Source organism: Pirellulaceae bacterium (assembly GCA_019636385.1).
GTDB lineage: Bacteria > Planctomycetota > Planctomycetia > Pirellulales > Pirellulaceae > Aureliella.
The window spans coordinates 734,246-759,089 of record JAHBXT010000003.1; the positions used below are offsets into that span (position 1 = coordinate 734,246).

19 protein-coding genes are annotated in these 24,844 nt (G+C 55.4%); 16 read left to right on the forward strand and 3 right to left on the reverse strand.

The window, feature by feature from the left end:
- Positions 1 to 28: 28 nt before the first annotated feature.
- Positions 29 to 2,308, forward strand: a complete 2,280-nt coding sequence (gene aceA / locus KF752_13540; protein ID MBX3422571.1) for an isocitrate lyase ICL2 — start codon at positions 29 to 31, stop codon at positions 2,306 to 2,308.
- Between the two features lie 184 nt (positions 2,309 to 2,492).
- Here the strand turns inward: aceA and KF752_13545 are convergent, their stop codons facing one another.
- Positions 2,493 to 5,624 (reverse strand): dienelactone hydrolase family protein, encoded by a 3,132-nt coding sequence (locus tag KF752_13545; GenBank protein ID MBX3422572.1) that lies wholly within the window; start codon positions 5,622 to 5,624, stop codon positions 2,493 to 2,495.
- 401 nt (positions 5,625 to 6,025) lie between these two features.
- On the opposite strand from KF752_13545, the gene KF752_13550 reads away from it, so the two are divergent.
- The gene (locus KF752_13550; GenBank protein MBX3422573.1) at positions 6,026 to 7,294 is read left to right on the forward strand and encodes a DUF362 domain-containing protein; all 1,269 of its coding nucleotides are present in this window, start codon (positions 6,026 to 6,028) and stop codon (positions 7,292 to 7,294) included.
- A 255-nt stretch (positions 7,295 to 7,549) separates the two neighbouring features.
- Positions 7,550 to 8,590: a glycosyltransferase family 2 protein gene (locus tag KF752_13555; protein ID MBX3422574.1), complete on the forward strand. Its 1,041-nt coding sequence runs from the start codon at positions 7,550 to 7,552 to the stop codon at positions 8,588 to 8,590.
- A gap of 93 nt (positions 8,591 to 8,683) precedes the next feature.
- Here the strand turns inward: KF752_13555 and KF752_13560 are convergent, their stop codons facing one another.
- On the reverse strand, positions 8,684 to 10,378 hold the full coding sequence (locus tag KF752_13560; GenBank protein ID MBX3422575.1) for a GMC family oxidoreductase: 1,695 nt from the start codon (positions 10,376 to 10,378) through the stop codon (positions 8,684 to 8,686).
- Between the two features lie 277 nt (positions 10,379 to 10,655).
- Here KF752_13560 and KF752_13565 point away from each other — a divergent pair, with 277 nt between their 5' ends.
- From KF752_13565 to KF752_13625, 13 genes are all read left to right on the forward strand, one after another.
- A complete protein-coding gene (locus tag KF752_13565) occupies positions 10,656 to 11,702 on the forward strand; it encodes an adenylate/guanylate cyclase domain-containing protein (protein MBX3422576.1) in 1,047 nt (348 codons plus the stop codon).
- Between the two features lie 239 nt (positions 11,703 to 11,941).
- Positions 11,942 to 13,933, forward strand: coding sequence for a redoxin domain-containing protein (locus KF752_13570; protein ID MBX3422577.1), 1,992 nt, complete (start codon positions 11,942 to 11,944; stop codon positions 13,931 to 13,933).
- Between the two features lie 364 nt (positions 13,934 to 14,297).
- The gene (locus tag KF752_13575) at positions 14,298 to 14,936 is read left to right on the forward strand and encodes a hypothetical protein (protein ID MBX3422578.1); all 639 of its coding nucleotides are present in this window, start codon (positions 14,298 to 14,300) and stop codon (positions 14,934 to 14,936) included.
- Positions 14,937 to 15,227: 291 nt separating this feature from the next.
- Positions 15,228 to 15,884 (forward strand): hypothetical protein, encoded by a 657-nt coding sequence (locus tag KF752_13580; GenBank protein MBX3422579.1) that lies wholly within the window; start codon positions 15,228 to 15,230, stop codon positions 15,882 to 15,884.
- A 479-nt stretch (positions 15,885 to 16,363) separates the two neighbouring features.
- Positions 16,364 to 16,531, forward strand: a complete 168-nt coding sequence (rpsR, locus tag KF752_13585) for a 30S ribosomal protein S18 (GenBank protein ID MBX3422580.1) — start codon at positions 16,364 to 16,366, stop codon at positions 16,529 to 16,531.
- Positions 16,532 to 16,541: 10 nt separating this feature from the next.
- A complete protein-coding gene (locus KF752_13590; protein ID MBX3422581.1) occupies positions 16,542 to 16,979 on the forward strand; it encodes an acyl-CoA thioesterase in 438 nt (145 codons plus the stop codon).
- Positions 16,980 to 16,996: 17 nt separating this feature from the next.
- Entirely contained in the window at positions 16,997 to 17,653 is a 657-nt protein-coding gene (locus KF752_13595) for a hypothetical protein (protein ID MBX3422582.1), read from the forward strand.
- Positions 17,654 to 17,800: 147 nt separating this feature from the next.
- Complete coding sequence (fliW, locus tag KF752_13600) at positions 17,801 to 18,244, forward strand: flagellar assembly protein FliW (protein ID MBX3422583.1); 444 nt, start codon at positions 17,801 to 17,803, stop codon at positions 18,242 to 18,244.
- Between the two features lie 481 nt (positions 18,245 to 18,725).
- On the forward strand, positions 18,726 to 18,947 hold the full coding sequence (gene csrA / locus KF752_13605; GenBank protein ID MBX3422584.1) for a carbon storage regulator CsrA: 222 nt from the start codon (positions 18,726 to 18,728) through the stop codon (positions 18,945 to 18,947).
- A 248-nt stretch (positions 18,948 to 19,195) separates the two neighbouring features.
- Complete coding sequence (locus KF752_13610) at positions 19,196 to 20,122, forward strand: RDD family protein (protein MBX3422585.1); 927 nt, start codon at positions 19,196 to 19,198, stop codon at positions 20,120 to 20,122.
- Between the two features lie 15 nt (positions 20,123 to 20,137).
- Positions 20,138 to 21,133: a stage II sporulation protein M gene (locus KF752_13615; protein MBX3422586.1), complete on the forward strand. Its 996-nt coding sequence runs from the start codon at positions 20,138 to 20,140 to the stop codon at positions 21,131 to 21,133.
- Positions 21,114 to 22,070: a hypothetical protein gene (locus tag KF752_13620; protein ID MBX3422587.1), complete on the forward strand. Its 957-nt coding sequence runs from the start codon at positions 21,114 to 21,116 to the stop codon at positions 22,068 to 22,070. The genes KF752_13615 and KF752_13620 overlap by 20 nt, the downstream gene beginning before the upstream one ends.
- The gene (locus KF752_13625) at positions 22,067 to 24,250 is read left to right on the forward strand and encodes a hypothetical protein (GenBank protein MBX3422588.1); all 2,184 of its coding nucleotides are present in this window, start codon (positions 22,067 to 22,069) and stop codon (positions 24,248 to 24,250) included. The genes KF752_13620 and KF752_13625 overlap by 4 nt, the downstream gene beginning before the upstream one ends.
- A 26-nt stretch (positions 24,251 to 24,276) precedes the next feature.
- Here KF752_13625 and KF752_13630 read toward each other — a convergent pair whose 3' ends face one another.
- Entirely contained in the window at positions 24,277 to 24,759 is a 483-nt protein-coding gene (locus tag KF752_13630) for a DinB family protein (protein ID MBX3422589.1), read from the reverse strand.
- Positions 24,760 to 24,844: the final 85 nt, after the last annotated feature.

The following is a 24,844-nucleotide window of genomic DNA, read 5'->3' on the forward strand; positions in this document are numbered from 1 at the left end:
CTACCTTTTATCATTTTGACTTTAGCTCATCGCGACCAAGGAGTTTCCAGTGAGTTCGTTTGAAGAACAAGTAGCCCTAACTCAAGCGTACCTCGATAGCCCGCGTTTCGCCGGTATTACTCGGCTGTACGCGGCCCGTCAGGTGGTCGAGCAGCGAGGGACGATCGATGCTTCATATCCGATCGCTCAGCACGCGGCTGAGGGATTCTACAAGCGACTTCGTGAGCTGTTTCAAACCAAAAAGAGCATCACTACGTTCGGCCCCTATTCTCCAGGGCAGGTGGTGGCCATGAAGCGCATGGGCATCGAAGGTATTTACCTGGGCGGCTGGGCGACTTCGGCCAAAGGCAGCAGCCATGAAGATCCCGGACCGGACTTGGCCAGTTACCCGCTCAGTCAAGTACCCGATGAGGCGGCTGGTTTGGTGCGCGCGCTGCTGATCGCAGACAAGAACCAATTATTCGTGCGCCAACGAATGACCGCTGAAAAGAGAGCGGCCACGCCGGAAGTTGATTTTCGTCCGTTCATAATTGCCGATGCCGATACTGGTCACGGTGGCGATGCTCACGTCCGCAATTTGATTCGCCGGTTCGTTGAAGTTGGCGTGCCCGGCTATCACATCGAAGATCAGCGGCCGGGTTCGAAGAAGTGTGGTCACCAAGGCGGTAAGGTACTGGTCGCCGAAGACGAGCAAATCAAGCGTTTGAATGCCGCCCGATTTCAACTGGACATTATGCGCGTGCCGGGAATTATCGTGGCGCGTACAGACGCCGAGTCAGCCACGTTGTTAGAGAGCTGTGCTGACGAGCGAGATCAACCATTTGTGTTGGGGGCAACGAATATCGATGTACCACCATTCAAGATCGCCTACTTGGCAATCTTGCGAAGATTTGACTCTAAAGGGGTCAGCGAACTAAACGGCCACAAATTGTACAACATTGCATCTGAAGAATACGCAGACGCGGAAGCGTGGCTGGAACGCAAAGGCATCTTCAAGCTGGTGGATGAGGCTGCGGCCTGGTATCTCAAGAACCCGAATCAAAACGTGGATGCCATGCTGGACAGGATCACCAACCAGGTGACGGAAGTTTGGCAGGGCGAAGCAGGTGTTAAGACCTACGCTCAGGCTGTGGCGGATGTCATGGAGTTCCGCGCCAGCGAAGGCGAAGAGTTCCCGATGACTTCGGCTGAGTGGTTGAAGTTTGCAGGCAAGGCGTCCTTTAATGCTGCCAAGGCCAAGGCTAAGAGTATCGGCATTCATATCATTTGGGATTGTGAACGTCCGCGTTCTCCCGAAGGCTATTATCAGGTGCAAGGCGGCATTGAGTATGCCATCGCCAAGTCGTTGGCCGCCGCGCCGTTTGCTGATTTGTTGTGGATGGAAACCAAGACGGCAGACCTGAAGGATGCGCGGCATTTTGCCGAAGCTATTCACGCTCAATTCCCCGACAAAATGCTGGCCTACAATCTGTCGCCTTCGTTCAACTGGGACACCACCGGGATGAGCGAAGAGCAAATGCGGAATTTCCCAGAAGAGCTGGGCAAGTTGGGATTTGTGTTTAACTTCATTACGTACGGTGGCCACCAGATCGATGGTTTGGTGAGCGAAGAGTTTGCTCTGGCCCTCAAGCAAGACGGCATGTTGGCGCTCGCGCGACTGCAACGCAAGTTACGTCTGGTCGAATCGCCATACGCCACGCCGCAGTCCCTGGTTGGCGGACCGCGCATGGATGGTGCTCTGGGAGCCTGTTCGGGCCGCACGGCGACAACCGCGGCCATGGGTAAGGGCAGTACGCAATTCCAGCACCTGGTGCAGACCGAGGTGCCCACCAGCCTGCTGGCCGAATGGTTAGCACAGTGGAATAAGCATTACGGGCATACAGAGCCGCTGCGTGTCAAACTGCGACCGAATCGTTCGGGTTCTGATCTGCTGGAGCTGCAGTTGTTGGGTGCCGGCGACAAGAAAGTTGCCAACGTAATCTTCGCAACCATTCAAGATCGCCGTGGACGAACAATACTGTCGGTGCGCGATCAGAATACCTTCGATCTGGCCATGCGCCAAAAGCGATTGATGACTTTGATGCATCTGTTTCTGATCCATCGCTACAAAGCGGTGGCGGTACACTATGTGACTCCGACTGAGGACAACCAGTATCAAACCAAGAAGATGCAGTCGCACGGGATTTACTCGCAGGTCAACAATGAAGTTGGCGAGATTATCGTCGCTGACGTTGACGCCGAGGGTGTAGCTAAGCTGCTCGATGCCGACGCTGCAGCTTTGCAGAAGCTAATTCACAAGGCGGTTTAGGGAGCTTGGAAAGCGTTTGCCTTTTAAACCACTGTCAAAGCTGGACGCGCAGCAGGGCACAAGATACTCAAGGTGAAACGTAGCAGCCTGTAGCGACTGATGCATTTGGCAATATTTGCATCGGCCACCGGCTCTTGCAACAACCAGCTGTCGGATGTCTCCTGCCACATATTGCTCGTGTGTTTTACTGGCCGCGCGCCTTATGCCGCAAGTGACGATCGAGGAACGCAAACGTAGCTTGTCCATTGATCGTGTGAGGACCGATAAACCACTCAATCTCGGTCCGCTGACCGATGCCTAGCTTGGCTTGGTACATGTGCCGCACCTTAGCGTATTCGTAAGCCACCCAGTGATCTTCTCCCACAGCGTCGAAGTGGCCGCGCTCGACCATAAATGGCCGTGGACAAATCAGCCAGGACATCTCGGCATAGTTAAACGTATTGCCCAGGTTGAATTCAAAGATTTCGTATTCGCCCGTCCACACATAACTGAACGGTTCGCGTGTACTGGCATTCTTGACGATCCATTCGTTGAAATCCGCCGAACAGATTGATAGGCAATAATCGGGAACCAGCGCTGGGATACGCATGGCCGACTTGCCTCCGTAACTCAGGCCGTAAAATGCAATGCGCTGCGGATCAACTTGCGGCAGGCTTTTCAGCCAATCGACGATCTGTTGATGTTGTGGCACCATGGTGGAAAACAGTGTTTTGCCAATGGAATTGCTCTTGCGCTGCAGGCTGCGAAAACGATCCTGAAACAGATAGATGTTCTGCGGAGCGAATACGATGTAGCCACGCTCGCACAGCTTGGCCGCAAAGTCGTGGTATGCCGGATGATCGCCGACTACCACGTCGGCGGGGCGGCCTTCCAACCCATGCTGGCAGACGACCACTGGGTGGCGCTGGTCAGTAGTCAAGTCATTGGGCAGCAACAAAATGCCGTAGGCAATCACATCGGGCCAGACATCCAGGACAACTTCGTAGCCGGTCCAGTTATTGGTCTGCTTCCACAATCGGCTGCGAGGCGCTGCCGGAAGTCGCGGCAGATCGAAGCGGCCGATGACTTGATCATAAAACATCTCTCGATACGGCTCGATCGACATTTGATACGCGTCCAGCGACTGGGTGTCGAGTTTCGCAAATAGCGACTGTCGGACCGAAGGGCTGCGTTGTAGCAGGTGCTGGGTGTGTTCGATCAGCTCGGCAACTTGCCGGGCTTGTCGCCGGTCCGCATCGGGCAGCGGATCGACGAGCGTTGTGTTACTGGTAATATGGCGACTGTCGACCAGAGCCTTTAATGGCAAGACTGCCGAAAGTGGACCTGAGCTGTTGTTGATGGCATCGAGCGCCCGCACATCATTGACATTTTGATACCAGCGCGTGACGGTGCCTGACAACAATGCCGCGCGCGGCGGCTGTCCAACCTGGGGAGCTTCCAAGGGTATCTGCATGCGTTGCGCGGCCTGCTGAAATTCAGCCACGGACAGGTCTGGGCGATGAGCCGGTAGATCGCCGGGCGCGCCACCAGCGGTGCGCAACGACAATTCGGGGCCAGGTCGGAAATCGACCAGCAGGGGCCGAGGAAAGATCAGCTGAGCCAGTTCGGCATCGCCAAATTCACTCAGTATACCGAACAGGTTCCGTGAAATCGGCTCCTGCCACATGCCCTCGCGTGGGCCAAAATATCCGCTGACCAGTGCCGCATCAATTCGCCTGTCCAGTGCGGCCGCCGTCAAAGCAATCAATCCACCTTCACCATAACCGGCAACGGCAATTGGGCAGGCGTGGCGATCCGGCAACGCAGACAACCAATCGACGGCTGCCAGGGTCTTTTGAATTTCATAACCAATCACATGGCGACCAAGTTCAAACGCTGGACGGTAAACATATTCGCGATTGGTCATCACCGCTCGACCGGCCTGTCCCGGTGGAGCACGCGCAGCCACGGCGTTGCTAATCAGTGTGGGCACAATGACGCGGCAGCCAGTGGCGGCTAGGATTCTGGCGTATTGCAGGTCAGCAGGAACTCCCTCGGCGATGCCCAGCAATTGCTCTGGAGTTTGATCCGCATCGGGTAAGAGCACAACGTCCAAGCTGGCTGGCCTGCCCGCCTGCGGCTCAATCAGCAATCCTTCGCCGTGAACGCCATCCAGCACGTTCCATCGTACCAACCGAGCATGCCAGTGGTGGTTGGGGTGGCCAGCAATGGTGCCATGGGCAACGGTGCCGCTGTGACTGGTCGTGCCCTGTATTTCCATGGTTAAATTGTCGGGTCGCGCGTCGCGCACGCCCAGTATTTCTGCTAGCCGACTTCGCCGCTCAACAGCCGTCCGTTGCCTGGCTTGGGGCTGGTCCGTAGCCTCGCTGGTGGCGTCATGATCGTTCACCACGTGTCTTTCTTGAGCGCGTCGCTGCCCGGCTATTGTGTCGATCTGTCTGAGCAAAAAGCGATCGATGCCAGAGATCATCGCGTCGGCCAAGTCGCTTCGCGCTACTAGCGGCTCAGTGCCAGGCAGGGATGTGATCTGCGGTTGCGGCGAGCTTTGACTTGAAGATTGCAGCGCCCACTTTACGGCGTTCAAAAACAACTTGCGTACGGCGGGTTGTTGGACATCAACGGGATCCCCCAGGCTGGAGTAAAATACTTTGGCCTGCTTCGGGCCGTAAAGTCGCGTCCAGGCGATTGGCTGTGCTGGCTCAATGCCGACTGCCCTTCCCAACAAAAGCGGTTGAGCATCGTCAGCCAGGGGTAGCACTCGGTACATCGATGTATGGCCGGAGATGGATCGGTAGTCTACGCCGTCCAGTAGCGGATCAGTGGGCTGAGCGGATGGATGTAGAGTGACCGCATACGGCATGCCTTGAGTTTCATAACCGGTGTTTTGACAGCCCAAGACATCGGGTACGAACTCAGGCCAACTGCTCGCCCCATCCGGCAGCGTCGTGTTTGGTAGCGGCGCGAACGCATGGTTGGCGGTGCGAATTCCGACCAGCGGCTTTCCCGCCTCTAAATGAGAGCGAATTGCATTCAACTGGTGCTCTGGTGGAGTCGCCCGACGCACGAAGACGATCAACAAGTCGGCGTCCTGCAATGGCGTTTCCAGTCCGTCAAAGCGCGTTGGGTGAACCTGATTGCCTTGAACGATCGTTACACGCCGGGCTACTGTCGACAGTTCTCGCAAAGCAAAGTCATTCAGAAAGGAAACCGCCTGATAGTTAAGCGGATCCTCAACCGTCACGCACACGATGTGCTGTGCGACAGCCGCCTGTGAAACCACAGCCGTGCACATCGCCAGAACGTAACTCAGTCGCATCGCAGGTGCCTCTTGTTTGAAGTAGCCGTAGGGGGTGTGGAGTATCGTAGGGCTGGGACCAACGGGGCCAAGGTAAACGTCAGGGTACGATCAAGAGTAGGCCGATAACACTAAAATCTGTTCGCATTAAATTTGACTGGCCCCGCGCCGGCCCACCACCTGGACTCATCTCACAATGTGGCCGATTGTAGGTCGTTGAGTTTGATTTTCAACGGCCGAACTGTCAGTTTTCGACGAGGGCGTGTTGGTCGCAACCGTCACCAGGTGCTGGGCCTGCCTGTCATTGCCGCAATATGAAAATGCCTTACGGATTGTCGCCTATAGCCCAAAGCCATAACGACGCGCAGCCAGGTATTCAGTAAAATCAATCGACACATCACGCCCCCGCCACTAGACTTGCTATGACCCAGTACCCAGCCATCTTTCACGTTAAGCAAAAATTTCCGCGACCGCGCGAGGCGGATGTGGTGGCAGCCACACAGGGGCAGCTTGCCAAGCTACAGCTGGCGCAGCGCGTTACGCCAGGCCAAAGTGTGGCCATCACGGCGGGCAGTCGCGGCATCGCCAACATCCCGTTGATCCTCAAGGCGATCGTGGATCATTTAAAATCTTTGGACGCTCGACCGTTCCTCGTTCCCGCAATGGGCAGTCACGGTGGGGGCACTGCCCAGGGGCAGTTGGGCATCTTAACGCAGCTAGGCATTACGCCAGAGGCCTGCGGCTGTCCAATTCGCGCCAGTATGGAAACCGAGGTTGTGTGTCAGGCGGCAGAAGGTTTTCCAGTGCATTTTGACCGTCACGCCTTCCAGGCGGATCACGTCGTCGTGTGCGGCCGCGTGAAGCCACACACCGGGTTCGTCGGCGAGATTGAAAGTGGGCTGATGAAAATGCTGTTGGTGGGCCTGGGCAAACACGAAGGTGCCAAAGTGTACCATCGCGCCATCGCTGACTTTAGCTTTCCACAAATACTGCGCAGCGTGGCTGGAGAAGTATTGGCTCGTTGCAACGTCTTAGCCGGCGTAGCGATCCTGGAAAACGGTTACGAGGAAACGGCGGTAATCGAAGCGGTTGCGCCGCAGGAGTTTGCCAGCCGTGAACCGGAACTACTCAAGTTGGCCAAGAGTTGGTTGCCCAAACTGCCGTTTTCCACAGCACAGCTCCTGTTGATCGACGAAATTGGCAAGACCATTAGCGGCGCTGGTATGGACACGAACGTGGTGGGGCGCAAGTTCTTGTCGCACAAGGCCCGCGATGATGAATGGCCTAAGATCAAGAACATCATCGTGCGCGGGTTGGCACCTGCCACCCAAGGCAACGGTGCCGGTATTGGACTGGCAGAGTTCGCATTGACGCGCGCCGTGGAAGGGCTGGACTTACTCAAGACGGAAATCAACGCCCTGACCGCGCAACACAGCGACGCTGCGATGATTCCCATTCATCGTCGGACCGACCGCGAGGTGTTGGATTTGGCTCTGTCGGTGGTCGGTTTAACCGAACCGCCCAACGTGCGCATGATGTGGATTCGCAATACGTTATCGCTTGAGCATGTCGTCTGTTCAGCGGCCTATTGGGATGAGGCTCAACAGCGCAGCGACTTGGAAATCCTCACGCAACCGCAGCCACTGCCCCTGGATGCGAGCGGGATGCTGCCCGACTTGGGACATAACTAAGTAATGCCCAGCGACCTGCGCGGGCGCGTCGCGGATAATTCTGTAATTGCAAGCGTAACGATAACTCGGTCAAAATTGGTAGTATGGGAAGACTGGCGATTCGCGAAATCGCGCTAACTGAATGCCTCGGCCAGCGCAAGTGCTAGCGTATCTCGGTTTGGTATTGCTCTTATCTTGGTCATAGCGATTGGTTATTGTGCCGCTTGTGCGGGCAGCAATGGGTTGCCGCGCGTCCCAGAAACCAAGTCTAAAACGATGTTCACAATCAGACAAGACAACCGGCCGCAGTGCGATCTTTCGATCGTCATCCCGTTGCACAACGAGGAAGCATCCATTCCGCAACTGCTACAGCAGGTTGTGGCTGCGTTGCGATCTCCTGAACTGATCAACCGACGATCCGAAATCATCCTGGTGGACGACGGTAGTACGGACTTTACTTGCCAGGCAGTTGAGCAGCAGATGCAGCACTATCCCGTGCCGATTCAGTTGATCTCATTGCGCCGCAACCTGGGACAGACGGCGGCGATGCAGGCTGGCATCGAAGCTGCAGTCGGCGAGCTGATTGCCACATTGGATGGCGACTTACAGAATGATCCTGCGGATCTGCCGCGGATGGTCGAGCGTCTGGAGGCAAGCAATCTTGATCTGTTGTGCGGCCGCCGCATGAATCGCCAAGACACGCTGATTCTTAGAAAGATTCCGTCGTGGATCGCCAATCGACTAATTATCGCTTGTACCGGAGTGAAAATACACGACTATGGCTGCAGCCTGAAGCTCTATCGGGCTGACGTCATCCAGCGCGTTCGCCTGTTTGGCGAAATGCACCGCTTCATCCCGGTGTGGGCAACGAAAGTCACTTCGCCCTCCAAGATTGGTGAGATCGAAGTACGGCATCATCCGCGACGATTCGGCAGTACGCACTACGGCATCTCACGCACCTTTCGCGTGGCCCTTGACTTGTTGACGGTACTATTCTTCATGCGTTTTCGCGCGCGGCCTGGGCACTTCTTCGGTGCCATCGGGCTGATGCTGGGGGCGTTAGGAACAGTCATGTTGGCTGGCGCTGCGTTTGCCAAGTTCGGCCTGGGGCAAGACATCGGTAGTCGTCCGTTGTTGTTGATAGGTGCCGTCTCGTTTTTCAGCGCGGTTCAACTGGTGTGCTTGGGCATTTTAGCTGAAATGGTCACGCGGATTTACTTGGAACTACCCCGCAATCAATCGGAAAACATCCGCAGTCAAATCTCGAATCTCGACGCTGTGCAGGCGCAGTCGGCAGGCATTCGTCAGGCATCTTAGCGCGTGTGGGACGGGCCCATGCGTCGCCAGCAAACATACCCAGCAGTTAGGCCTGTCCGCCGTGATTGGATGCGGCTTGCTGTCGAGTTGGCGTTAGGGCTGCGTCAGTGGAATGTCAGGCTGTTGCGGAGATTCAATTGGTCTTCGGCCCCCGAGCGCGGCTCGGCACGCTTCTAGCTGCCGGTCCAGCGACGGGTGTTTGTTGCCTTCCTTTTCGGCGATCAGCGACATCGCGTACTCGCTCAACGCCGTGATCGTTAGGCTAGGGTTAACGCCGAGGTTGCCTTGGATGATCGAGCCGTCCAAGATGTACATGTTTGGGTAACCAAAGGCTTGAAAGCGATCGTTAATGACTCCCTGGCTAGCGTCTGCGCCCATCGGGCAGCCACCCAGAATATGGGCTGTCGTCGACATGTTGAAAACGATCTCGGGAATGGAATTGGCGGGGATGCCTGCGACCTTTTCGGCATACTGCGTCATAACCTGTTGGCCGATCGGCAAATGTGCCGGTACAGGACGGGATGCAGAATTGTCGATCGTCATGCGGCCTCTCCACAGTCTGCGGCGCCAGATCATGCGCATCGAACTGTCCAGCGACTGCATGACCAGCAGAATGATCGTGTACTTGGCCCAGGTACGACGCAGCATGCGATAGTACGAGCGAAGAATCAAGTGTGGCTTGGTCATCAGCGCGACCAGCAGTTGTATCGTTCGCCCGAATGCGCTGCCTGGGCCGACCGCATACGCGCCGAAAACCCCCATGGCATCGGAGCCATCGCCGTATTTGACGATTTCAACATGAGTATGCTCGTCGGGATTGAAGACTGATGAAATGGCGATGCCGTGATTCAGCTTATGGTGATAAGATTGGACTCCACACAGCATTTCGGAGTTGGTGCGCAGCCCCATCCCTAATGTATCGGAGAGTTTAGGAAGCGTGCGGTAATGGTGCTTCTGTTTGAGCAGCAGGTCCAGCGTACCTAGTACTCCACCGCTCAGCACCAGCCCGCGTGATTTGAAAACGCGTCGCTGGCCTCGCAGCCAAGCGGTACTGCGGCGCGTGTGCACATGGTAGACGCCATCCATGAATTGAATTTTTTCAACCACTGTCTGTGCGAAAAGTGAAGCTCCGAATTTCCGCGCAAACCATAGATAGTTTTTGTCCAAGGTGTTCTTGGCGTTGTAGCGGCAACCGACCATGCAGTTGGCGCAGCCTACGCAGCCCTGCCGATCTGGGCCCAAGCCTTGGAAATACGGATCGACCGGCTGCTGGGGATCGCCAAAATAAACTCCGACGTGTACAGAGTCGAAGGTTTGCTCGCGTCCCATGTCGCGGGCCAATTCGCGGAGCTGTAAATCGGCAAAATCCAGACGCTGATTCTTGACCGAGCCTAACATGAATTTGGCTAGATCGTAGTAGGGCATCAGCCGCTGCTTCCAGTCGCCAAAGTCTGCCCACGACGGATTATGAAAAAACTCGTCCGGCGGCACCATGTGCGTGTTCGCATAGACCAAGCTGCCGCCTCCGACCCCGACGCCGCTGAGGATGAAGACTTGCTTGAAGAAGGTCAGCTTTTGAAATCCGAAGCAGCGGATGGCTGGCGCCCACAAGAATTTCCTGAGATTCCAATTCGATTTCGGGAAATCCTGCGCGCGATACTCTTTGCCCTTTTCCAGCACGGCAACCGAGTAGCCCTTTTCAGCCAGGCGCATGGCCGAGACGCTGCCCCCGAAGCCGGAGCCGATCACGATGTAGTCGTACAGGTGTACTGTGTCAGAAGCGGTCATGGTGGCCAGCAAGTCGCGAATGATCAGGGTATTTCGAGGTGCGTCGCATCGACAATGGCATGATTATCTCATGTTATACCAAGCCCAACTGCAACTCGGTGACAGACGCGACAATCCGGGGCTGGCAAGTTTTTTGCTCGTTGCCCTACAGTGACTCTACAATAGGTTCATGAGGGTCTATACTGAATGCGACCTTCTGGGCCTGTGCGCGGCCATTGTCAGGGTTTTAGCTGCGTAGTTGTGAGGCGCGGTTTCCATCGACTACTGCGAAGCTTTCATGGTTGATCCCTCCGGAGCTCGACTTACCATCCGCCAGCCCAATCGGCAGTATGAACTGCCGCTGCGGGGCCGATCGAGTTGGACGATTGGTCGCAACGACGACAACCAAGTGGTGATTAAGGAGCGCTGGATTTCTCGCAGTCAAGCGATGGTCCAGGCTATGGATAATGCCGAATACGTGCTGATCGACCTGGGCAGTCGCAATGGGACATTTGTCAATGGTCGGCGGGTGACAATTCCGGTTCAACTGGCCAATGGCGACCTGATTACATTTGGCCAGAGCGCAGCCGGGCAGGAGACCGTAATTTCGTTTGCGGGTTCCAAGCGGATTCGTCACGGTTCCAGTTGGTTCGGCAAGGCTGGCGAAGTGGATCGCAGCGCCACGATTGAGCTTAGCGAACAGCGCTTGATCTCGGTGTTGGTAATGGACATTCGAGATTTCACACGCCTGACTCGGGAAATGGGCGAGAGCGCGCTGTCCAAGATGATTGGATCGTGGTTTCGTGAAGCAGGGCGGATCATTCAGCAGCATGGCAGCAACGTTGACAAGTATATTGGCGACGCTGTCATGGCGGTGTGGATACACGCTACCAATGAACCTCAGGGTGAAGACATTTTTGCCATCTGTCGAGCACTGCGCGATTTATGGCGGATGACTCAGGATGTCCAGAGTAAATATCCGGTGCCGTTTCCGCTGCGCATTGGTGTGGGAGTTAATACCGGAAACGCGGTGATCGGCAATAAAGGAACCTCGGATCGGCCTGACTATTCGCCACTGGGCGATTGTGTAAACGCCGCATTTCGTTTGGAGTCCTGCACGAAGGAGATTCAGCAGGATGTGGCGTTCGGCGAAGTAACCTACGGGTGGTTACTGAGTATGCTGGACCGGCCGCCGGCAGCGTTCGGTAAACATCAGGTTTCTCTCAAAGGATACGACGGTTTGACAACCACCTATGCCTGTTCGTTTGAGGCGCTGGACAACTTCTTGAACCAGTATGATGTGGGTCATGACGGGCTGGATCGAAGCACAGCCACTGGTGCTTGAACTGCACAATCCGCCCGGACTAGGTGGCGCATGGCCCCTGTCGATGCAATTTAAGGGCTGCGCACGCTCCACAATCTATTGCCGCCAATGGTTAAACTGGTTAGGCTATTTGCTTCCTGCAAGTCGGTGCTGATTGCCGACAGTTGTCCATGAATGCTCCAGCGCTTAATCAAAGGCGAACCCTGATGCAGATAGCCACAGCGGACGTGAAAAAATTTGGGACCAGATTCTTTAAGCCGATGTCAGTGGTAAACCAAACGCTGCTATGTTTGGCCCTCGTTAGTTTTGCACCGCATGTTTTATGCGCTCAGGATTCGGATGCGGCCCCGGCCATTGCTCAAGCTCCGGCTAGGTTCCTGACGGCTGTCGATACACAGGGGCAAATCCATCGCCTGTGCGCCGAGCCGAATACCAAGTGCACGGCGCTGGTGTTTTTGACCAGTGAGTGTCCGATTTCCAGACAGTATATTCCTGAACTGAACCGGATCACCGCTGAGTTGTCTGCCGAGGGTGCGGTGGTCTTGGGTGTCCTATATGATCCCAACACCACACGCAGCCAGGCAGCTCAGTTCGCCGAGGAGTTTAAGTTGGCGTTTCCGCTGCTGTTTGATGCATCGGGCGAGTTAGCCGCGCATTTTCAGCCTACACACGTGCCCGAAGCGTTTGTGTTAGACGTAGACGGACATCAACTGTATCGTGGTCGAATTGACGACATATACGCTTCGGTCGATCGTCGACGAGCTCAGGCAACGACCCACGACCTGCGTGATGCGCTCAAGCAAACGCTGGCTGGGACACCGGTTGTCACTGCGCGTACGCAACCGATTGGCTGCCGTTTAGGCACAATCTCAGATCAGCCTCCAGCACAGGTAACCTATACGCGCGACATCGCTCCCCTGTTGTTCGCACACTGTGCCGAGTGCCACAGGCCTGGCGAGGTAGCTCCTATTACCCTGCTGAGTTACGAAGATGCTCAAAAACGTGCGGATTGGCTAACGGAAATTACGGGTTCGGGACTGATGCCGCCTTGGAAGGCCGAAGTTGGACACGTGGAGTTTTTGGGAGAACGCCGTCTGTCGGATTTCGCCAAGGGATTGTTAAAGACCTGGGCCGCAACAGGTGCTCCACAGGGAGACGCTGCGGATTTGCCACCTGCTCCCACGTTTTCCAGTGATTGGCGGTTGGGAAAGCCAGATCTGCTGCTCCAGGCACCGGTTGCATTCACCATCCCGGCCGACGGGCCGGATGTCTTTCAGCACTTCGTTATCCCTTCGGGGCTGCTGGAAGATAAGAACGTAATTGGATTCGAATTCCGACCGGGCAATCCAGCCGTAGTGCACCACGCCATTCTATTCATGGACACGATGGGGCTTGCGCGGGCTAAGGATGAAGAAACACCTGAGCCAGGCTATGTTACCTTCGGTTCGATCGGCGTTCCTACCGCTGGCATCGTAGGCGTGTGGACGCCCGGCATGACGCCCAGGTTTCTGCCGGACGGCATGGGGATGATTCTGCCCAAGGGCGCTGATATCGTTTTGCAATTGCATATCCATCCGAGCGGCAAAGAGGAAACTGATCAGTCCTCGTTGGCACTCTATTTTTCGGATCAGCCTCCGACTCGGCAGTTGTCTCGCGCGCCGTTGGTATTGGGCTCAGTGATAGTTGACATACCTGCCAACGATCCGCAGCATGAAATCACTTCTACGGTTACGTTGCCCACCGATGTCACCTTGATCTCCGTTTTGCCGCACATGCACCTTCTTGGCAAGGAAATCAAAGTCACAGCGACGTTGCCGGATGGCCAGGAAACCGAGGTGGTCTGGATTAAGGACTGGAATTTTTATTGGCAGGATAACTACGTTTACAAACGGCCAATGACACTTCCTGCCGGAACTCGGCTGGATATGTATTGCTCCTACGACAATACGGCCGACAATCCAGCCAACCCAACGATACCTCCCAAGCGAGTGTTCTTTGGCAATGGCAGTACCGACGAAATGTCCTTTGCAATCTTCCAGATGGTGGCCGATAGCCCAGGCGGCCAAATGAGTATACAAATGGGGTTGCGCAATACCTTCATGAAGCAATGGGCACAGGCCAAGCTGGATGCCGAGGCCCGAACGCACATTGTTCAAGAGATGATGAAACTGTTCGGCGCTCCTCAGGGAGGCGACAGCTCCGCGTTCATGCGACTGTTGGGAGCCGGTGGCCGAGGGCAATCTGCTGACTAGGTCCCGCTTGGCCAGTTCCAGCCCAGAGAAACCCTCCGCGCCGCCGACGGTCCGGCCGCTGTGCTGTCGGTCACCGTCCACCAACTCCCCGCCCCCGTCAACATAATACGAGTCTACTGCGACTTGTGTTATGACTGTTGGTCCTTGTCGAAATCCCTTAAAAGCTTGCGAAAATTTCTGTTGGGGACTAATATAAAAGTGGCTTATACGGTTGATTAAAGATTGGCACAGCGTTGGCTGAGTTGATTCTGATGCATCAAGAACAACCAACATCAAGAGTGCCGTGAGAATGGCAAGTCTTCGCGGGTTCAGCCGCAGGAGTCTTGTGGGGTTTGAATGGCACTAGTTTGCTGGAGATGAATTCATGAAGCTGGCTCAACTTGGAAGTTTGATCGTAGTGATTGTCGCAAGCATGATCAGTGCACCAGCGCAAGCCAACGTTATTTACACCGATGAAGCAAGTTTTCAGGCTGCATTGCCAGCGGGGCATTTCTTCAATAATTTTGGTGGACTGCCGACATCGATTGGTCCGGAAGGTAGCATCAATCAGGCAGGCGGCGTGCCGCTAATCAGCTATCAAATGAGCGCACCCAGCGGCATTGGGGTTTTCGACGATCTGAGTGATCCGTTTGCTAAAGTCATCGGAAACTGGTTCGATTCCGAGGCTGTTATACTGCAATTCACCAGTGGCAACGTTCAGTCTGCTGGAGTAAGAGTTTGGCTGACCGATGTTAACGGTGCACGCTTGGATGGAGACGTCACTGTCTCCTACAGCAACGGAGTCAACCAGGCTGTGCCGACCACAATCGGTAGTTATGGTTTCATCGGACTGTTGGCCAACGTCCCGCTAATCAGCATGACGATCGCTCCGGGCGCAGGTCAGTATGTCAACTTCTCTAATGTCTTTGCGGCTGTTGCGGTGCCGGAGCCGAGCAGCCTCGGGTTGGCGCTTTTGTCGAGTACCATGCTACTTGCACGACGACGCTTGCGGAACGTTGGGTAGTCGTTCGATCCGGCTGGGAATTTGTTCTCGCAAGATTCAATGCTTGTCGCGAGTGCAATGCTGGCATTGTGTGGGCATCAAAGGCGTTGCGACCTGAAATGTTTTCCTAAACCTCCAAGGCGCTTCTGCCGATTTCTGTGATAGGCCACGTCCCTGCCACCACATTGGCGGGGACTGGGAGGCGATGAGTTCCTCAGGGGTACTTCGGAGTTCTCAGGGCTATATGAGCCACCCTCGCTCTGGTGAGCGCAGCTACGTGGAGAGTGTGTAGATCATGTTGGTGGTGTGTACATGCTAATGCCCGATAGCCTGCTCAAACGACTTGTCCTGTGTCTGGCCGTCAGTCAGCTAGTAGGCTGTCATGCGTTGTGCATTTCTACAGGTCCTAGCGACTGTGGATTGGCGACCTGTGGACCTAATAGTTGCTGTGGGCCGGCAGACTGTGGGTTGGGGGCATGTGGGCTGGGGACACACCAGTCCGCGAGTGCCCAGTGTGGTTGTGAGGAACAGGGTGAACTGTCGGGAGATGTAGTGTATCGGCCAGTTTGGCCCGCGCTACCGGCACTTCCAAAGCTGCCGATGCCAGCCTGTTTGGCTCGCTGGCACGAGCATAAGCATCTGCCCGAAGGGCCTGATGGCGTGAGGTTTCATCCGCTGCCGACTCGCCCGATGTTTGAGCCGAAAGTGCAATCGGCGGCTGCATGGTTCGGTCCGTCATGCGATTTGAACCAGACGCAAGTCGATTCATTGAATTCGCTGGGATACGGCCAGATGCCTTCGGGGGCTGGTTGGAATACTCTGCAGCTTTCAGGTACTGCGGCATCGGGACAGGCAGCGATCGCGGACGGTCCACACGCGGTTGGGAATCCGGCTGGCTCAGGGGATCTGTTACCCAAGCCTCAAAAAAAGCATCCTGAGTCTGTGCTGACGCCGACTGTGCCGCCGTAATAGGGAGTGCCAGCAACCCTTGTCGCTACTGCGCGGCTAACGAGTCAAGGGGCGGTTGATGTAGTTTGCAGCTGCAAGGTCAACCTGGAAAACCGGCCTTGCCAGGAGGGCCGTCCCCATAGTTATCCTATAGCAGCGAACCGCAGGCTGGCTCGACTTGAGTCAATATTGCGGCTTGTTAACCGGTCAGAGGGGCGGTAAACTACTCTGTCAGTGCTGTAGGGTGATCCTGAATGCACGCAGACCGAAGTGCTATTGTTTGCGCCGGTCACCATGAAGCGGGCGGCTTGTCGGATTTCCGGCGGCTCCATGTCGAACTCTTCGACCGCCCCACCCAGTAAAGGTTAAGAGGTACAGAATTTATGTCAATTGTTCGACGGAATCCGACGGCCAAGAGCCGCGCGCGCAAGCGCTCACGCATTCGTTCTCGCACCAAGAGGAAGGATCCGCTATTTGTCGATGGCAAGCGGCCACGACCCATGTTCATTGACTACAAGGACGTTGAAACCCTGCGGAAGCTGGTCAATCGTCACGGCCGTATTGTAGGCCGCCGCAAGACCGGTTGCTCTGCAGTCAGTCAGCATGCGGTGACGGCGGCTATCAAGCGCGCGCGATTCATGGCACTTTTGCCCTATGTGGGCGAGTAGCTGACTGAATGTGGCCGACAGTTTCGTAACCTTTCGGCGCGTTGAATTCTGTGAAACAGACGCGGCAGGTCTTGTGCATTTTGCCGCGTTGTTTTGTTATATGGAGCAGGCCGAGCATGCGCTGCTGCGCAGTTTGGGAACGAGTGTCGTTGCTAAGATCGACGACCAGTGGCACCTCAGTTGGCCGCGTGTCCAAGCCCACTGCGATTTCCTGGCCCCCATGCGGTTTGAAGAGCAACTGAAGATTTGCGTTCGCGTGGCTCGATTGGGAAAAAAAAGCGTCACCTATCAATTCGACATTTATTCTGAATCGGATACATTGGTCGCTAAGGGGCGGATCGTGTCCGTTTGTTGTCGGGTGCATGCCGGGGGAGCAACAATTCAATCGTTCCCGATTCCGGGGGAGCTGCGCAAGCAGTTGCAAGCTCTGATAATGGAAGAATCGTAAGAATCAGGAGGCGAATTGTGGAAGGCGACTTGCTCAATCCGGTGATTATCGTCCAAGCCATAGTGGGACTGGTGGGGATCGTCACCGGTGTAGCTTTGCTGGTCAAAGCGTTTAGCTTTCAATATGGATTTGCGCGAGGCATCTTGATACACGCGCTGAGTTTGCTCTTGCTGCTGCCCGCTGGTTTGTTGATGCCATTGTGGCTGCTGTCTGGCGAGCCGCATCAACTAGCGCATTTGCAGGCTGATGTATTGATGTACGGGATTTCGGGGCTCCTGGGCGTAGCCATTCTGTGCTTTATCATTGACCACTTAACTGAGTTTCCAGGCATGCTGTTGGTTGCCGCCGCCGCCTGTTTCGCGGCCGCGATCTTCCCCTGGATATATTGGGCAGGGGCGACTAGCTTACACCAGCGGTTTTCGATTCAAATCGTAGAGCCGCCGCCCAAGTCTATCAGAGATCTAACAGAGATGACCAACGCTTTGTTGGAGGAGGAGCGGGCCAGGACAGCCGAAGTCGACGAAGACGACCCACTAGGCAATCTGCCCAAAACGACTCGAGGAACGCTACCGGCTACAGACGTGAATGAACTGACCGCGCCACCCAGCGTAGTGGTGCCCGGTGCATCGGCTCCCGATACGAAAAAGGACTGGCTGTTTGACAGTCCCAAGTGAATTCGTCAAAACTTGGGAATTTCTGTGAAGAATCAGATTTTTTGTGAATGCCTCAGATCGGAGTTGACGATTCTACCTGCAGCGTATGGGGTGTCCGTGCGACGGGAAATGGAAAGCGAGTCGAGTTCGCGGAGTTGAAGATTAGCCATGCTGGTTCAGTCCACACGCTTTGGCAACATTTCAGCCAAGCAGGATGACATCCTGATTTTCCCCAACGGTTTGATTGGCTTTGAAAGCACCAAGCATTGGCTGCTCGTGGCCGATCCTGAGAATCCGTTGATCGCTTGGTTGCAATCGACCTCGCAACCACAAGTCGCATTGCCGCTGATCAGCCCTCGCAAGTTTCTGCCCGACTACAAAGTGCACCTGAGCCAACGGCAGCTCACCAATCTGCACGTCCGCTCGACGGATCAGTTGTACGTAATGTTAGTCTTGAGCAAGTCCGGCAAGACGCTCACGGCCAATTTGCGCGGACCGATCATCATCAACCTGACGCAGCGACTTGCGCTGCAGACGGTGGTCAACGATCCCTTGCCACTGGCACTGCCGTTGATAATTACCGAGACCGGTTCGATTCGCGAGGCAGCCTGATACGATTCAATTGGGCCAGTCGTCACTTCACACCGGGCTACCGCACAAGCTTTCTGATAGCCACTGATGACTTGCTGCATGGTGCGCTTAGGGCTTCTAGTGTGTTCTACGCATGTGTTTTGTTCTCACTCGGCCGGCATCTCCAGCATAGCTGGATACGGTAGGCGCAGGCGTTAATGCCGTGACAAACTGAAATGTCACGTATTCGATGAATGCTGCGTAACAAACCGCCGATAGTGCTAGCATCGGTGGAACGCTCGCAGCGGGGTAATTAAATCCTGGCACTAGCTCAGCTTAACTCACCACTAGCGCCAGTAGCAAGGGTGCGAATTGCCAGCCTGGCTAACCCGGCCAGCTGGTAGCGGTACATTGGTACTGCCCAGCACCCCTGCATTGGAATTGGTTACCAAAGAGCCCCCTCACCAGCAGATTTCAACGGATTGAATCAATACACAAGAAGCCCCCGGCAAGGAGTGATTTCATGTTGGTGCTGTCGCGACACATTGACGAGAGCATCATGATCGGAGACGACGTAGTAGTCACAGTCGTAGATATTCGAGGCGACAAGGTTCGGCTCGGAATTGAGGCGCCTCAGGCGATACCTGTACACCGCCAAGAAGTCTACGAAGCGATTAAACGCGAGAATCAAAAGGCTGGGCAAATCCAGCCAGGTGAGACACGCAATGTTCGACGCGGCCCATAAAGACTGGGAGGTTTGGCGGTTGGCAGCACTAGCACTGACGGCCACTGACGCGATGCAACGAACACGCAAATGACCCCGATCTTGGTGATATCTTCAGCATAAACATTGGACGGAGGCAAGGACTTGGGAACTTGCCTCCGTCTTTCCTTTTGGTTGGCTGGACCGCGCAACCGGGGCGAGCTTGCTATAATCTTGGGGCACGGTGCTCGTTGTAATCTTGGCGTCCCTGAGTGCTGGAGTGGCTCAGCATGTTCCGCGGTTCAATCTCTAATGACCAATTGGGTTGCCATACGCGGGTCATCACTCCCGAAAACATCGCCTTTCAATATGTGCTGGCTGGTCCGTTCCAACGGCTGCCAGCCTTTGCGCTCGACCTACTGTTGAGAGCGATTGTAATCGTAATTCTGCTATTGGGAGGATTCTTTTTGATGGCCTGGCTAAATCTGTTGCCAGCCATGGGTTCGATGTTTGGTTTCGTATTTCTGGTTAGTGTCTTCGGATTGTCCTGGTTCTACGGGATTTTTTTTGAAACGTATTTTAATGGGCGCACTCCGGGAAAGAAGCTGATGCGACTGCGGGTCATTAGTGTCGACGGTCGGCCCATCAATGGATTGCAGGCAACGCTCCGCAACGTTTTGCGATCAGCAGACATGAATGTGATGTTATCGGTTCAGATATTTAGTCACGAGGCGCCGCCGTATTATTTTATTCCCACGATGACCATTGGACTGGTGAGTATGTTGCTGACCGCGCGTATGCAGCGCGTGGGTGACTTGGCAGCTGGCACAATGGTAGTTGTTGAGGCCCGGCGATTGGCACCGGCCAGCGTGCCGATCGACGACGTACGCGCCTACGGGTTAGCCGAGTTGATTCCGGCTAATTTCCAAGTGGGTAGCTCGCTGGCCCAGGCGCTGGGGCTGTACATGGAAAACCGAAAGCGGCTTAAGGCCAACCGTCGTGAGGAAGTGGCTGGCTTACTGGCGCGACCATTGATCCAGCGCTTCCAGCTCCTGCCGGACACCAGCCATGATCTGTTGTTGTGCGCCCTGTATGTCCGGAGTTTCCTGACTGAAAAGCAGCGACAGCAGGGTGTTCTGGCGCTGCGCGGAATGCATCCTGCCATCAGCGCTGGCCCATCGCAGCCGGCAGCCTATCCCTCAACTGTAGCTACGTAGCGGAGTGACCGTAGGATGAGCACACATGCTGATCACTTAGCTGAGCGTCGCCACCAATGGCAGGAGTTGGAGCAAGCCTTACCGGGCCTGGCTGTGTGGCGTTTGCGTAAGTGCCATGGGCGGGAGCTGATGCGGGTGTCGGACCTGTATCGCTCGGCCTGCGCCGATTTGGCTATGGCCGAGCAATATCGGCTGTCGCCAGAAACTGTGGCCTACCTGCATGACCTGGTTGGCCGCTCGCATAACGCCATTTACCGCTCGCGTCGGTTTCAATACGGTCAGTGGATCGACGTTCTGTTCAGGGAAGCCCCGCAACAGATATTCCAAGACCGGTGTGTCCATCTATGCGGTCTGCTGTTCTTCGGATTGTTCGCCTTGGCCGCTTTTGTCAGTTGGAATGCAGCCATGTTTCCAGGCGTCGCCGAGCGGATCTTGGGTGCCGCGCAAATCGAAATGATGGAAACCATGTATGAAAAGGTCGATTTCAGCCAGGCTGGTGGAGGGAATTTCGAGATGGTGGGCTTTTACATCTATCACAATACCGGCATCGGATTGTCTTGCTTCGCCATGGGGCCGCTGATCGTTCCGGGATTATGGACTACCGCCTACAACGCAACCACGCTGGGGGCTACTTTTGGCTATATGGCTCGACCAGAAACACCCGGCGGCGATAACCTGTTGCATTTTGTAACCGCTCATGGTGCCTTTGAGCTAACCGCCATCGCGTTGGCCGCCGCAGCCGGATTGAGAATTGGCTGTGGTTGGCTGTTTACTTCAGGGCTAACTCGGCTTTCGTCGTTGCAACTGCATACGCGGCGGGCCGTGCCCATCATGGCCGCTTCGGCAGTGCTGTTCGTTTTAGCTGCTTTTACCGAAGGGATGCTGTCGCCCAGTGGGGTACCCTATCTCTTCAAAGCCATGTTTGGCATGTTTTCAAGCGGGTTGTTGATGTTTTACTTTGTCGTGCTGGGTTATCCTCGCCAGGATCAACATGCAACTGGACCGCACTGAAATCGAGATTCGGCAACGATCGACGCTTGAATTGTTGGACTTGAGCCTGCAGGTGCTCAAGCGTCATGGGGTCAAGCTTTTGGCAGCTACGGGGCTGATTGGCGTCCCGCTATTGATGGTGGATGTACTGTTGTTGCAAGGGTTTCTGTCGTATGAAGCTTTACTGGCTGCCGATTCGGCACTCAGTCCCGAATTTTATACTTCAGTGCGTTACAGCCTGCATCTACTTGGATTAGCGGCCCTGCAATTTCCGATGTTCTCTCTGCCCACGACTCTGCTGCTGGGTTCGCTGATGTTTTTTCAGCCACTTCGCCTTTCACATTTAGTGCAACAACTGGTTAGTGTGGCTTTGCCGAGCCTAATCGTGTTGGGGGGCATTCGCTGTGGGTTGTGGCCCATGTTTTTGGAGCTGGTCGTTGATCGCTCCATTTCGTTTCATGTGGAAACGGAAATGTTGCTGCTAGTCGTGTTAATTGCGGTGCTGATGACTCGTGCATTTCGTCCGTTTGCTCCAGAGATTATTGGACTGGAACGTTGTCCGTTATGGGCCAAACAGCCAGAAGATATCACTTACAGTGCCCGCTCCAGAAGCCTGCATGCATCGGGTGAGTCGTTTTCGGCGTTTCTGCCTACGGCGGTCTATACCGGGTTGCTACTCGCCATGTTGATGGCCAGTTACTTGTTCGGGCAGGCCGTGTTGTCGGGATCATGGAGTATGAATCGGTGGATGTTTTTATGTGTGATGCCAATGAGCCTGTGGCTGGTCAGTACCTTCGTCGCCGTAGTAAGATTTTTGACTTATCTCAATGCGCGCATGGGGCTTGAAGGCTGGGAAATTCAGTTGCGACTGAAGGCCGAAGCCAGCCGCATGGCAAGCGAAGACGCTCCCCCGACCGTCCCACAGGTCGCGACGACGGTGGGAGGCGATTCAAGATGATGCTGCGACCTGTAGTGGGCATGACTGCGATCGCGCAGCTTACTGTGATGTGGTTGGCAGTGGTCAGCATTTGGCTGCTGGCCGGCTTAACCGCGTCAGCCGAGCAACCCGGCGCAAGCGTCGATATGGAACGCGCGTTGCGTGCAATACGCGGAGCCTGGTACGATCGCCAAAGCGGCCAATACCGACCACCGCGCGTTGGATCGTCCCATGACAATGCACTGCGATACCAAGGGCGCGTCCAGGAGCCGAGTCAGGGCGAGAGTTGGCTCCTGGATCTGTTTCGCGCGTTATTTGGAAATCGCCTTCTCTCGCAAATTGCGTCTGTCGCGTTGGTGCTGTTATTGGTCGCCGTCTTGGTTCTGTTGGTGCTGTACTGGTATCGCAGTAGCGGCGGTGTTTCGCTGGCCAGAAGCGCGCGCCTCGGTCCCGGAGTTTCGATTGATCCCAGTCGAGTTGCGGAGTTGCCGTTCGAGGTACAGCGTCAATGGGCTGATCCGCGCGCGGAAGCTCGACGGCTGGCCGATGCTGGCGATTTTAATCAGGCGATGGTTCTGTTGTATGGCTACTTGCTATTGGCACTTGACCAGTCGCGCTATATCCATCTGCAACGCGGCAAAACCAACGGAATGTATTTGAATGAGCTTCCCGCCATAGCCGATTTGCAGTCCGTCGTCCGTGCGACTATGAGCAAGTTCGAACAGGTTTACTTTGGAAGGCGGGCGTTAAGTTCAGTGGAATTTGAGGAGTCGTGGGAACAAGTCGAACAGATTCATCAACTGCTCAGTCAAGCTCCACGGCAGGCAACCATTCCAGGAATGACATCTCATCCCCCTTCAGCTGCGGATTGGAAGCCAGGCGTGCTGGCGCGGGTACTGTGGGTGGCGGCTCTGGGTTCGCTAGCCGGTTGCGGAGCCTCGGAAAGAAGCCAAGAGTACGGGGCCGTGGAAGGCTTGAAGCAATATGGTAGCCGTAATGGGCTGGGCGTGCATCGCAAGCTGTGGGAATCGCAGGGAGCCAAATGCATTCCGATCCGGCGACTTTCCGAACGATTGGAGAACGTCGACGTAATCGTGCTGGTGGCCCGAGACTTTGATCCACCTGGTCGCGAGGCGCGGCGCTGGCTGGAACGATGGCTCAGTCAAGCTCCGGGGCGTTCGGTGATCTATTTTGGCCGCGATTTTAATGCCGATTTGTACTATTGGAAACAGACGCGGAGTCAGCAGGACGTAGTCAAATTACCAATCGTAGACAAGGTCATTGCCGAATTGGCGGCCGTTGAAATCGAGAAGCGGATTGACTCTTATACGGAGAATACGTTCTGCGAATGGTTTTACCTAAAATGCGATAGTCCAGAATCAGACCTGACGCCGCAGTCCGGGGCCTGGGCTGGCGATATTACCGCACCGTTGCACTGGCCGCTGCGGACGCGTCTGTTGCCGCCCAGTCGCAAGTATCGACGATCGCTACCAAGTTGGATTTCGACGCCAGCGACCTCACCGCCGAGCAATCCACTGAATTCCTTGGGGCCACAAGACAAAGACGGACTAATTGTTCGGAGCGTGTGGAGCCAAGATGAACTGGCTACCTCGGAGATGTGGCTGGATGCTTTTGAACAACCTCTGACACCCGAGATACTCTTGCAATCCGAGCAGCGGGTCCCGTTGGTCTTTCGATTGACTCATCGACAGCGACTGGGCACCGGGCAAATCATCGTGGTTGCCAACGGAGCTCCCATGCTCAACGGCAGTGTTGTACAACCTGGATTTGCCCAGGTGGCTCAGCAAATTGTTCAGCAGTGTTTGCCCGCGCGGCGCGTTGGACTATTGGCCTACGATCGTCTAGGCATTTTGATTTCGAATGCCGCCGAAGCTGACGAGCGCGGTGCCGGGTTTGAAATGTTTACTCAATGGCCGCTGAGCGCTATTACCATGTCGGCGGCCTTGCTGGGGTTGGTAGCCGCCGCCTGGCTGTTGCCGATACTGGGCCGACCGCGCGAGCTTCGCGAGGCTTCGACAAGCGATTTTAGCTTGCATGTCGAGGCACTCGGGAAAATGTTGCATCAGACCGGCGATCAACAATTTGCGCGCCAAGCCATCGCAGAATACTTTCGGCAGGTGCGCCGCGAGCAGCCTCCGCCCTGGACGACTCCAGCCGGGAAATCGCCGGACGCTGGCTAAGCGAAGGCCGATAAACTTGGGCCGCCTCAGATCACAACGGGTTTACCGCATTGACGGCGAACTACCGCCCACTGGCCGCAATGCATCAGCCAGTGTGCACCCTGCATTTGAATCAGAGCCGCCTGCGTTGGTGCGTATGAAATCCCGGTAGGCTGATCGAGCTGTTCTTCGGTCAATTGGCTCAGCACCTTCAATGTCGCTTGTCGCTGCCCTTGATAGATAGCCAGCAATTGCTCCTTGCCAAAGCTACCGTCCGTGTCGTCCGCCGCAGAGTTTGTTGCGGCAAAACTCTCGCGAAACCCGACTGGCAAGTCGGGCATGGCGGCAGACGCGATTTTGTTGATCTGGTCATGTTCTGAGATAATCAGATGACCAATTTGCCAATTGATTGAATGGCAGTCAGGATGTGGTCGCAACATTAACTGAGCATCATCCAAGTCGCTCAAGTAAGCCAGGCCAACCATCTGTGCAGTCTGCAGACCATCGCGAATCACCGACTTTGTACTCATTGCTCCCATGCCTATTCAATTAAAGTTGATTGACACTACCGAATCATCGGCTGGTCCATTCCGTTACAAGCTGCAATAATAGCAT